At 70.8% G+C, this 12,197-nt stretch carries 5 protein-coding genes; 4 read left to right on the top strand and 1 reads right to left on the bottom strand.

Annotated features, from left to right (window positions below; translation table 11 throughout):
- Positions 1-328: 328 nt before the first annotated feature.
- Together DAT35_RS44500 and DAT35_RS44495 are read left to right on the top strand one after the other, a co-directional pair.
- Entirely contained in the window at positions 329-3,295 is a 2,967-nt protein-coding gene (locus DAT35_RS44500) for a choice-of-anchor D domain-containing protein (protein WP_108075405.1), read from the top strand.
- A gap of 120 nt (positions 3,296-3,415) precedes the next feature.
- Positions 3,416-4,324 carry a metallophosphoesterase gene (locus DAT35_RS44495; protein WP_108075404.1) on the top strand — a complete coding sequence of 303 codons (909 nt, stop codon included), beginning with the start codon at positions 3,416-3,418 and terminating at the stop codon, positions 4,322-4,324.
- A gap of 1 nt (position 4,325) precedes the next feature.
- Here DAT35_RS44495 and DAT35_RS44490 read toward each other — a convergent pair whose 3' ends face one another.
- Positions 4,326-5,225 carry a phosphatase PAP2 family protein gene (locus DAT35_RS44490; RefSeq protein WP_369946333.1) on the bottom strand — a complete coding sequence of 300 codons (900 nt, stop codon included), beginning with the start codon at positions 5,223-5,225 and terminating at the stop codon, positions 4,326-4,328.
- A gap of 52 nt (positions 5,226-5,277) precedes the next feature.
- Between DAT35_RS44490 and DAT35_RS44485 the strand changes: the two genes are divergently transcribed.
- Together DAT35_RS44485 and DAT35_RS44480 are read left to right on the top strand one after the other, a co-directional pair.
- A complete protein-coding gene (locus tag DAT35_RS44485) occupies positions 5,278-8,529 on the top strand; it encodes a PD-(D/E)XK nuclease family protein (protein ID WP_108075402.1) in 3,252 nt (1,083 codons plus the stop codon).
- Positions 8,522-12,172 carry a UvrD-helicase domain-containing protein gene (locus DAT35_RS44480; protein WP_108075401.1) on the top strand — a complete coding sequence of 1,217 codons (3,651 nt, stop codon included), beginning with the start codon at positions 8,522-8,524 and terminating at the stop codon, positions 12,170-12,172. Before DAT35_RS44485 ends, DAT35_RS44480 begins: the two co-directional genes overlap by 8 nt.
- Positions 12,173-12,197 lie beyond the last annotated feature (25 nt).

Raw genomic sequence — 12,197 nt, 5'->3', positions numbered from 1 at the left:
CCTGGTTCCCCGCCTCCTTCTTCCGGCTTCCAGATCTTCTCCCTGCGCGAGGAATCCCGAGGTGGTTGTGATTCCCTTCCTTGCCTCGATGCGTTCCGGTTTTTACCCGTCGGCTGGAGGGCACTTGGGAAATCTTTACAAGAGAGGGGCAGCGCTGGGCAGGACGCTTCCTCGCCGAGTCCAATGGTTTTCCCCGTACCTCCGCGACAAGTCGCGTCCGTGTGGCTTTCGTTTCTCCAGGCCCCGAGGTTGCAGGAGCCCTCACCCCAGGTGTGGCGCTGGTTGATCGTGCGGAAGAGGCGTACCCCGCCGAGCTGGGGAGGCTGCAATGGTTGGTTTGCGCTGGGTGTGCGTGGCGGCGTGCGTGTTGGCCCTGGTCGGGGTGGGCTGCGAGCGGTCGTCAGCACAACGGGCCCAGTCGGGCCTGGGAGCATCGCCCGAGAAACTGGAGTTCGGCCTCTCCGCGGTAGGCGTCACCAAGACGATGAAGGTGCGGCTGTCGAACCGGGGCCGCGCGCCGTTCACCGTCCATGGGGCCACGGCCACGCTGCCCAATGTGGAGGTGGTGCCCTTCCAGGCCTTCGAGCTCAAGGCGGGCGGTGAGCAAGAGGTGGAGGTGCGCTTCACTCCGGACGTGGAGGGCGCGGTGGAGGGCATGCTGCAGGTGCTCACCGACGCCGACAACGCGGACAAGGATGGCGTGACGCCGGTGGGCGTTACGGGGCAGGGCGTGAAGGTGTTGCTGGAGGTACCGGTGCGCTCGCTCGACTTCGGCAACGTGGAGCTGGGCCGCGTGGAGGTGCGGGAGCTCCTGGTGCGCAACACCGCGCAGGTGGAGAGTCCGGTGCGTCTGGACTTCGACGGGGTGGACGCGGACGAGTTCGGCTCGAGCGATTCGGGGGCGTCCTTCGTACTCGCACCGGGCCAGGAGCGCCGGCTGTCGCTGTCCTTCTCGCCGGATCGGCTGGGCGCGGCCACGGCCCAGGCGCGCGTGCGCGTGGAATGTCCCTCGTGCGAGCCCATCGTGGTGTCGCTGCAGGGCACGGGCATCGCCACGAAGCTGGAGGTGACGCCGCTGCGGGTGGACTTCGGCCGCGTGGCGCTGGGAGCCACCGCCGAGGAGCGCATCACCGTGCGCAACCTGGGCTCCGAGCCCATGGCCTACGGTGGGGTGAAGCTGCTCGACAACGGGGGCAACTTCTTCCGCGTGGTGAGCGCGCCGACGCTGCCGGGCAATCTGCTCGCCTCGGGCGCGGTGGTGGAGATCCGGGTGGCCTTCTCGCCCACCGTCAACGGCCCTGTGCGCGAGGCACGGCTGGAGCTGGACGTGCGGCCCGTGGGGACCACGAATCCGGGGCCCAAGGTGTCGCTCGCGGGTGAGGGCGGTGCCTCGTGCGTGGTGTTGCAGCCGGATCCGCTCGACTTCGGCGTGGTGGCCGAGGGCATGAACGCCACCCGGGACGTGCAGGTCATCAACCGCTGCCGCGTGGACGTGCTGCTGAGCGACCTGAAGCTCACCACGAAGAAGGGCGGCTACTTCATGCTGACCACGGCGCCCGCCAGCCTGCCCATTCCCGCGGGCCAGTCCGCCGCCGTGCCCATCACCTTCATGCCCCGCGCGGGCGCGGGCGCGGGTGAGGCGGAGCTCGCCGTGAAGATCCTCAACGGGCGCAGCACCTCCACCGAGGTGGTGAAGGTGGTGGGCTCGGGCAAGGTGTTCACGCCCTGCCAGTACAAGGTGGAGCCGGCGACGCTGGAGTTCGGCAGCGTGCCGGTGGGCTCCGAGGTGACGCTCGGCGCGTCGATCCGCAACGTCGGTACCACCGAGTGCTATATGGCCGGGATGCAGCTCGCCGAGGGCTCGGATGCGGCCTTCACGGCGGACAAGACGGGCAACAAGGTGTTGCAGCCAGGTCAGCGCGCGGTGCTGCTCGTGCGCTTCAAGCCGGGCGCGGAGGGCGAGTTCTCCGGCATCGCGGAGGGCTGGGTCAACCACCCCACCGCCGGCCATCCGGTGGTGTCACTGCACGGCCGGGGTGTGCAGGGCTGCTTCTCGGTACAGCCCACCAACCTGGACTTCGGCACCACGCGGCTGTCCTGCGGCCCTCGTGAGCGCGACCTGGTCGTCTACAACAAGTGCCCCGGGCCCACCGTCCTCATGGGCCTGGGCCTCGAGGGCGACGCGACCGACTTCACGGTGACGCACCCCTTCATGTTCCCGGCGACGCTCGCCGCGGGCAGCCAGTACCACCTCAAGGTGAAGTACGAGCCGCAGAGCGATGGAGAGGACGCCGCCGCGCTCCGGTTCGACCTGGGCACGGGCTCACCCTACACCGTGGGCCTGCTGGGCAAGGGCGTGCTCAAGAACGACCAGACGGATGAGTTCGTCCAGCAGTCCCAGGCCAAGGTGGACGTGCTGTTCGTGGTGGACAACTCGGGCTCGATGATGGACGAGCAGCAGAACCTGGGCTCGAACTTCTCCTCCTTCCTCACCCACGCGGCCGCGGCGGGCGTGGACTACCACATCGCCGTCACCACCACCGGCATCGAGCGCTCCTCGGGGGGTTGGGCGGTGTGCCCGGGTGGTGCCGAGGGCGGTGAGAGCGGCCGCTTCTTCCCGGCGGACAACTCCTCGCCCCGCATCATCACTCCCGCCACGCCGTCGGCCGAATCGGTCTTCGCGTACAACACGAACGTGGGTGTGTGTCACTGGAACGAGCAGGGCCTGGAGGCCATGTACCGCGCCCTGTCGGATCCCCTGGTGTTCAACGTGGACGACCCGCGTACGCCGCTGCCCATGGATGGCAACGCCGGTTTCTTGCGCGAGGACGCCAAGCTGGCCGTCATCGCCATCTCCGACGAGGAGGACTTCTCGCCCCAGCCGGAGTCCTTCTACGAGACGTTCCTGCTGGGCCTGAAGGGGGAGGACCACTCCAAGGTCATCTTCTCCGCCATCGTCGGCCCGAACGACCTGAGCACTTGTCCCCGGGCCAGCAGCTCGGGCAGCCGCTACATCCAGCTGGCCCAGAACACGGGCGGCGTGGTGGAGAGCATCTGCACGCCCAACTGGGCCGACTCGCTGGAGCGGCTCTCGGAGAGCGCCTTCGGTCTCAACCGGGCCTTCCCGCTCAGCGAGAAGCCCTCGGACCCGACGCGCATCGAGGTGAAGGTGGACGGCGTGGAGGTGACGACCGGGTGGACGTACGACCCCGTCAGCAACACCGTCATTTTCAACACGGGTGCGGCCCCCGCCCCCGGGGCGGCGGTGGAGATCACCTATCCGGTGAGCTGCTAGGACCGGCGCCGTGACGGACAAGAGGGGACGCTCCCAGGGGGCGTCCCTTTTCATTTTTGACACACTGCATGGGTATCCCACTCGACAGAGCGCGCGGGGCGGGGCAGGGTGGTGGGCACGATGGCTCCAGAATCCCTCCTGGTCGCCGGTGTGGGAGACATCCATGGCCGCTTCCACCGGGTGGAGGCGTGGCTCGACGCGCTGGCGGAGGCGCGGGGCCGTCCGGTGGGCATGGTGCTGGCGGTAGGGGACGTGGAGGCCTTCCGGCATGCGGACGACCACCGGCGCAAGGCGGCCAAGCGCACCATGCCCGCCGAGTTCGCTGAGTACGCGGATGGTGTGCGGACGATGAAGCGGCCGCTGTACTTCATCGCCGGCAACAACGAGGACTTCGAGGCGCTGCACGACACGCCGGACGGCTTCCAGCTCGCGCCGAACGTGCACTACCTGGGGAGGGCGGGCCTGAAGGAGCTGCATGGGCTGCGGGTGGGGTACCTGTCGGGCATCCACGCGCCGCGCTTCTACGAGCAGCCGCTGAAGCGGCCGCGCTCGCTCGACACGGCGAAGCAGGCCGGGTACTTCCGCGCGCCCGAGGTGGAGAAGGTGTCGGCGTTGCGGGACATGGACCTGCTGCTGGTGCACGAGTGGCCGCGAGGCCTGCCCCAGCGGGCGCAGGAGCGCGAGGTGCCACCGCCGGGCCGGACGCTGCCGTCGTACTGGATTGGGAATCCCATCACCCGGCGGTTGGTGGAGACGGTGCATCCGAAGTGGGTGCTGTGCGGGCACTCGCACCGGGCCTTCGCGGTGACGCTCGGGGGGCACGGGGGAAAGCCGTTGACGCGCGTGGCGTGCCTGGACCAGGCGACGAGGCCCGAGGAGTCGGTGTTCTGGATGGAGTTCCAGGGCCGCGAGGTGGTGTGCGCCGGGTGGGGAACCTCCGGCCAGGCGTCGTGGCGGGCGGGAGAGTCGTGGGGCCTGGGCTCGCTGCCCTCGCCACCGGAGCCCGCGCCCCTGGAGACAGGGTACTGACTCAGAATTGTCCGGACAGCATCACGCCGCCGAGCCCGCCCGACATCTGCATGGACACGCCCGTGCCTTGTGTCTGTGTGGGATCCTCCCGCTTGTGGAGCAGCAGGGGCATGCCCACGCCGAAGAGGGAGCCCGCCGCCGCGCCCACCAGCACGTCCGTGAGGTAGTGCTTGTCCGCGCCCATGCGCATCAGCCCCACCGACGCCGCCACGGGCAGGCCCACCGCCCAGATGAGCCAGCGGTTCTTGTACCCGCGCAGCTCCGACACCGTGCCCGCCGCTGTCACGAGCGAGAAGGCCATGGCCGTGTGTCCGCTGTAGAACGACAGGTTGTTGTCGGTGGGATGATCCGTGAGCGGCTTCTGGTCCTCGGGCAGCACGTGGACGAAGGGGCGCTCGCGGCCCGCGGCGAACTTCACCGCCTGGTTCACCACCTGGCTCACCACGAACGACTCCACGATGATGGTGGCGTCCTCCGCGAAGTAGCGCGCCGGTGCCCCGCTCCCCGAGGCCAGCAGGTACTGCCCTCCGAGCAGGCCCACGGGCAGCACCGCGAAGTCGGCGACGTTGCTCCACGTGTCCCAGCGCTTGCGGCCTTCGGGAGTCTCCGCCGCGAGGCCTCGGCCCCACCGGTCCAGCCCGTTGAGGGTGTCCGTGCCATCCTCCGCGCGGTCGCACCAGCGGCAGGTCTTCGGGGCGAGCTCGTCCTTGAAGACGGTCTCACTGCTGAGCCACAGCAGTCCACCGATGCCGGTGATGAGCCCATCGCGCGTCCAACTGAAGTTCAACTCATGGAGCGTGGGCGCGTCCGAGGCCTTCTGGGAGGCAGGCAGGGCCTCGGCCGGCACGGGGGTGGAGGCAACCAGGGATGCGAGCGCTAGAAAACAGAGGGAAGTTGGCACGGAGGCGAGCATAAATGCGCCCCCCGTACCGTTCTACACTCCGCCGCTTCGTATGTCCTCTCCCCGCCGTACCCTCCAGGTCTTCCCCGATCCCGGTCGCCGTCAAGCCGCCTTGCGCGCGGCTCGGAGCGCGGCCGGAGTCGTGCGCGGAGACGCCTTCCTCACCTGGGACGGCTTCCTGGAGGCACTCGGCGGAGCGCGCGAGCTGGGCCGGCGCCCGTGCCCGCCTCTGGTGGCGCGCACCGTGGTGGGCTCGCTCGCGCAGGGACTGGGCGCCACGCCCTTCGGCGACTTCGTCCAGGAGCCCGCCTTCGCCCGCGCCGCGCTCGAGGTGCTGTTGGACCTCAAGGCCGGCCGGCTCTCGCCGCGCGAGCTCCAGGATGCGCTGGAGGTGCTCCCTCCCGAGCGGCGCAACCGCGTCCGGACGCTGGCCCTCCTGCACCACGCCTACGAGCAGAAGATGGCCGAGCTGGGGCTGGCGGATCGCGAGGACGTGGTACGCGGAGCTCGCGAGGCGCTGGAGCGCAACGCCTGGCCCGCGGCCTGGGAGGACGTGGGCACGCTCGTGCTGCACGGCATCTACGATGTGCGGCCCTCGGGGCTGGAGCTGTTGCTGGCGCTGGCGGCCGCCTGCGACGCGCGCCGGGTGAGCCTGCGCGTGGAGACTCCGGTGGGTGGTTCGCCGGTCGCGGACGCGGCCCTGGCGGCCCTCTTCCGTGCCTTCGAGAACCGCGGCGAGGCGCTGCCCCACGTGGACCTCTTCAAGGCCGACGTTACTTTCGAGTCCCGCCCGATGGTGGAGCTCGGCCGGCACCTCTTCTCGCCCCGGGCGCAGAAGGACGTGCTGAGTGGCGCGGTGGAGGGCCTGCGGATGTGGAGCGCCGGGGCGGCCCGCGACGAGGCCCGGCTCATCGCCCGGGACGTGCGCCGGCTGGTGTCGGACGGGGTTGCTCCCGGGAGCATCGCCGTGGCGTGGCGCGACCTGGGGCCCGAGGCCCGTTGGTTGGCGGATGCGCTCGGCGAGCTGGGTGTCCCCGTGCGTCTGCCCTGGGGCGAGCCGCTCGCGCTGGCCGGTCCGGTGCGTCTGGCGTTGGACCTGCCCCTGTTGGTGGAGGATGGCTTCCCCGCCGAGCGCGTGGCGGAGCTGGTCTCCAGCCGCTATGCGCCCACGCTCTCCCGGGGTGCTCCCGAGGCTCCGGCGACGCTTCTCTCGCTCGCGGCTGTCCGGGATGACCGGCTGGGCGCGGCGAGAGGGAAGGGCGCGTATGACCTGCGCCTGGAGTCCCTGGCGAAGCGGCTGGAGCCCCTGCCGGACCAGGTGCGTCCGAAGGAGCAGCGGCGCGCGCACGAGGCCCGGGTGCTGCGCGAGCGGTGTCTCTTCCTGCTCGAGTCCTGCCGCCGCATTCCGGAGCAGGGGCGGGCCTCGGAGCTGCTCGCGGCGTGGTGGCAGGTGGTGCGGCGGCTGGGGTTGATGGACTCGGAGGGCGCGTGGGATGCGCCCGCGGATGAGGGGCTCGGGGCACTCGGGCTGGATGCGCGGGCTCGGGACGATGCGGCACGGGTGGCGCTCGCGGCGCGGGTGCGGGAGCTGGAGCGGACGCTCGCGGCGGTGGGCGGTGGGCCCCGGTTGCGGCGGCGCACCTTCGGCCGCTGGCTGCAGGACGCGATGCGGGATGTGCACCTGCCTCCGCGCGGGCCCGTGACGGGCGCCGTGGAGGTACTGGACGTGCACGAGCTGGAGGGCCGCACCTTCGCGCATGTCTTCATCGGGGGCCTGGCTGAGGGCCGCTTCCCGGGCCGCGAGGAGCCCAACCCGTTGCTGGGGGACGCCGAGCGCATCTCCCTCAACAAGCACCTGGGCCGGGACGTCTTCCGCCTCACGGGCGGCGAGTTCGAGGACCGCGCGCCGTGGCGCCTCACCGAGGACAGGCTCCTGTTCGCCAGCGTCCTGGCCTCGGCCGAGGAGACGGTGAGTCTGTCTTTCTCGGTGGAGGGACCGGGGGGGCAGGAGCAGGCGCCCTCGGCCTTCCTGGAGGAGGTGCGGCGGCTGACGGGAGCCACGTGGGCGGCGCGCTCACTGCCGGCCATCGCGCCGCTCGACGAGGTGCTCACGGAGGCGGAGCTGCGCCAGCGGGTGGTGCTGGAGTCGCTCGCGCTCGAGCGGCTGCGCGTCTCCGCGCCGGATCCCGCCCGGAACGTGCTCCGGCATCGCTTCGAGAGCGCACCGTGGCTCGCCTCGGCGAGGGAGATGGTGCACGTGGAGATTGAACGCCTGCACTTCTTCGGCGACACGCGCAAGGGAGCCGGGCGCTACACGGGCGCGGTGGACGATCCGGCCCTGAGCGAGGCGATCCGGGAGGCGTTCCGCTTCGATGCCGAGCGTCCGCTGTCGGCCTCGGCGCTCGCCCGCTTCGGCAACTGCGGCTTCCAGGGGTTCGTGTCCTACGGGCTGAAGGTGCCCGAGCCGGAGCAGCCGGGAGAGGATTTCGATCGCCGGGGACAAGGCATCTTCTGGCACCGAGTGCTGGAGGAGTTCTTCAAGCGGCTCAAGGAGCGCAAGCTGCTGGGCCGGGGCCTCGACGAGCTTCCGGAGGAACTGTTGGATGCGGTGCTCGACGAGGTGCGGGCGCACTTCGAGCAGCGGCACTACGTGGGCCACCCGGCGCTGTGGCGCCTGGCGCGCGAGCGGGCGAAGAACATGGTGCGCCGCATCCTCATGGACGAGCGGCGGGGCCTGCCCTTCGATCGCTTCGAGCCCGCGGGCTTCGAGCTGCGCTTCGGGCCTCGCAATCCGGCGGAGGGGTGGAACGAGGTGACGCTCCAGGTGGGCGAGGAGGTCATCCACTTCGAGGGCACCATCGACCGGCTGGACATGGCGGGTGGAGAGGTGGGCGTCATCGACTACAAGTCCGGCAAGCTGTCGAAGTCGGAGCTGAAGAAGAAGCTGCTGGACTCGGACTTCCAGCTCCCGCTGTACCTGTACGCGGCGCGGGCGAGCGGCCATCGCAACACGAGCCAGGCCGCGTGGTTCTCGCTGCGGACGGGAGAGGTCATCTACCTCTCGCAGGTGCTGGAGAAGGACGCGGTCGAGCTGGAGGAACTGCTGTCCACCGAGCCGGAGGTGCGGGCGCGGATGGCGGCGGAGGCGAAGCCCAATCTGGCCAACGCGGTGGAGTCGCTGGTGCGCACCGTGAGGGCGGGGCAGTTCGCCGTGAGACCGAAGGACTGCGGGAGCTGTGGCTACCGCGCTGTGTGCCGCATCACCGAGCGGCGGCTCGTGGAAGAGGAGGGTGCTCATGAGTGAGGCCTCTCCCCTGGCGTTGGAGAAGAACCTCGCCCTGATGGCGGGTGCCGGCGCGGGCAAGACGTACAGCCTGGTGACGATGACGCTGCACCTGCTGGTCGGTGCGCGCGAGGGCGCCAAGCCCCTGCGTCCCTCGCGGCTGTGCATGGTGACGTTCACCGACAAGGCCGCCGCGGAGATGCGCGCGCGTGTCCGGGCGCGCCTGGATACGCTCGTCCACGATGGGCCGAAGGCCGAGGAGAAGGACCTGCGGGCCTCGCTCGAACGGCTGGGCCGTCCCTTCCCCTCGCAGGACACGTGGAGGTCCCTGCGCGAGGAATTGGGCTCGGCCTCGGTGGGCACCTTCCACTCGATGTGCGGCCAGTTGCTGCGCCGCGCGCCGCCGGGCTCGGGCGTGGACTCGTCCTTCGAGGTGCTCGACGAGCTGGAAGCCCGCACGCTCGTGGTGGACGTGTGCGAGCGCGTGGTGCTGGATGCGCTCGAGGCCGGTGACGCCAATGTGCGCGAGCTGTGCCAGGAGCTGACCTTCTCGGGCTCGGACTTCACCGAGGGCCTGGTGTCCTCGCTGGCCGCCATCTACGGCAAGCTGCGCGAGGAAGGACTGCGCGCGGCGGATGCCCGCATCTCCAACGCGGACGAGGCGCGTGGCGGACTGGAGGCGCTCGTCGAGCGGTGCCGTGAGCTGTGCGCCACCGTGGCCGAGCTGGATGCCAAGGGCGAGTGGCGCACCCTGCGCGAGGCGCTCGAGCGTGCGCTGGACGGCCTCACGCCGGAGAACTGCTTCGAGCCCGAGCGGTTGCCAGCGCTCAAGGCGGCCTTCCTCGATGACGGGCGGGACGTGCGCCGGCTGAAGAAGGAGCCGGGCAACTCGATGAAGGAGTTGTACTGGAGCATCTTCGGGAAGAGCGACGGCTCGGTGATGCGGCTGGAGGACGCGTATGCCGGGTGGCGCACCGCGCCCTTCGAGGCCGCGTTCCGCTCTCTGCTCACGCAGGTGGAGACGCGCCACGAGGAGGAGTTCGTCCGGCGCAACGCACTGGACTTCACCGCGCTGCTGGTGAAGACGCGCGATCTGCTGAGAGACCTACCGGACTTCCGCCGTCAGGTGCAGGAGCGCCTGGGGGCGCTGCTGGTGGACGAGTTCCAGGACACCAACCGCTTGCAGCTCGAGCTGGTGCTGCTGCTGGCCGAGAAGCGAGAGGAAGGCCCGCGCCCGCTGCGCCCGGACGAGGACCTGGTGGCCGCGCTCCCGCTGGAGCCCGCCTTCCTGTGCGCGGTGGGTGACCGCAAGCAGTCCATCTACGAGTTCCGCGGCGCGGACGTCTCCGTCTTCGAGGTGCTGGCGAAGAAGATCGAAGCCGAGGGCGGTGTCCGCGATTATCTCAAGCACAACCGGCGCTCGGTGCCGCCGCTGCTCGACTTCTTCAACCAGGCCTTCGCGGGGGTGCTGGTGGCGGGCGAGGGCGGAGCGCGTCCGTACGAAGTCGTCTATGAGCCGCAGGGGGATGACCTGATGCCGGTGCGTCCGGCTCCGGTACCCGCCCCGGTGGTGGAGCGGCTCCAACTGGACGACGAGGAGCTCTCCACGGGGGAGCTGCGCGCGGCGGACGCGGAGTCGGTGGCGAAGCGGCTGAAGGTGATGCTGGCCCCAGGGGCGGAGCCCCTCGTGGCGGTGAGCAACGAGAGCGAGGAATTGCGCCCCGTGCGTGGCGGGGACGTGGCCATGCTCTTCCGTACCTTCACGCACCTGGAGGTGTACCGGCAGGCGCTCATCCGTCACGGGATTCCCCACCGGGTGCTCCGTGGCCGCGGCTTCTATGGCGCGCAGGAGGTGCTGGACCTGGCCTCGCTGCTGTCGTTGCTGGCGGACCCCGAGGACTCGCTCGCCTTCGCGGCGGTGCTGCGCTCTCCGTTGGTAGGGCTGTCGGATGCGTCACTCTTCCGCCTGGCCGGGCCCGAGGGCCTGACCCTGCCCGCCGTGGAGCGCGCGGGCTCCTCCGCCCTGGAGAAGCTGCCCGAGGGGGAGCGGGCGCGGCTGGAGCGCTTCCTTGTGGCGCTGCCTTCGCTGCGGCGCGAGCGGGACAGGCTCGGGGTGCGTGCCCTCCTGCAGGCGGCGCTGGACGTGACGGGCTACCGCGAGGCGCTGGCGGGCACTCCGTACGCGGAGCAGGCGAGCGCCAACGTGGAGAAGCTGCTCGCTCTGGCGGGCCGGCGCGACGAGCGCGGCACGGGCGGCTGTGTCACGTTCGCCCGTGAGCTGCAGCGGCTGGCCAACGAGGAGCCCACCGAGGCGCAGGCGGACCTGCTCGAGGCGGGAGACCCTCGCGCGGTGCAACTGCTCACCATCCACCGGGCCAAGGGCCTGGAGTGGCCGGTAGTGATGGTGCCCTCGCTCGGAGGCTTGCGGCGCTTCAGCAGCGGGCGGGCCCTCTTCGAGCGTGGCCACGGACTCTGCTTGCGGCCGTGGTTGCCGGACAGCCTGGACAAGTACCGTTCCCCGCGTTTCGACGAGGTGAAGGACGAGCTGAAGCGGCGCGAGACCGCCGAGTACCGGCGCCTGCTGTACGTCGCGCTCACTCGCGCCAGGGACAGGCTCATCCTCTCCGGAGGTGAGGAGCGCGGCGCATCCGACTCGTGGTGGTGCCTGCTCGACGAGCGGTTGCAGGAGGACGCGCGGCTGCGCGGGCTCGTCGAGGACCTGGACGTGGAGACGTTGCCCGCGCCCCCGGAGGCGGACGAGTTGGAGGAGGTGGATCCGTCCGAGCAGGAGGCCCGCGTCGAGGCGGCGCTGCAACGGGTGCACGAGGGCTCGGCGCTGGCCGCGCCCGAGATGGTGTCGGTGGGAACCGAGGCCGTGCAGGACTTCCTCGTGTGCCCGAGGCGCTACCATTACGTGCACCAGCTCGGGCTGCGAGCGGAAGGAGCGCCCTGGGAGACGCCGCCGCGCGAGTCCTCGCCGTACATCGAGCGAGACGCCTGGAGCGCATCGGCTCCGAGCGTTTCGACCCGGATACTGGCCCTCCTGCGGGTGGTGGACTTCCGCCTCGCCGGGACTCCCGCCACCGAGCGTCGCGCCCGCCTGGAGGCGCTCGTGCGCGAGGTGGGTTGGGACATGGCGGAGGACGGAGTGGAGGAGACAGTCGCAGCCGTGGAACGCTTCCTGGGCACCGCGTTCGCCCGCCAGTTGGCCTCGGCTCCCGCGCCGAGGGTGCACCGCGCGTTGCCCTTCGTGCTGACATTGCCGGGGGACGCGTCGGCGGCCCTCGAGGGCGAGGTGGACCTCCTCTGGGAGACGCCAGCGGGCGAGGCGCGGGTGGTGGTCTTCAAGCCGGGCAGACGCTCTCCGCGAGGGGCGGAGGCGCATGCCGACTCACTGGCGGCCGTGCTGCTGGCCTCGCGGGGGCTGGTGCGCGAGGACGTCCCCGTGCAGGTGGGCGTGGCCTTCCTGGGAGAGGACGTACCGGAGCCGGAGTTCCCCGCGCCCGCCGTGGACATGGCGGCCATCGCCGAGCGGCTGAGGGATGCGGCGCGGGCGCTGGTGGAGTCGGACGTTCGCGGCCGTTGGGCTGGCAGGGAGCCCTCGGTGTGTCAGGCGATGGCCTGCGGCTACGCGGGCCAGTGTCACCCCGAGACCCGTCACTAGGACGGCTCGTGGCATGCCCGTGTCC

Origin of the sequence: Vitiosangium sp. GDMCC 1.1324, assembly GCF_003044305.1 — a bacterium.
In the GTDB taxonomy this organism is placed as follows: domain Bacteria; phylum Myxococcota; class Myxococcia; order Myxococcales; family Myxococcaceae; genus Archangium.
Note: the sequence above shows the minus strand (reverse complement) of the source record. Positions and strands in the feature narration are given on the sequence as shown.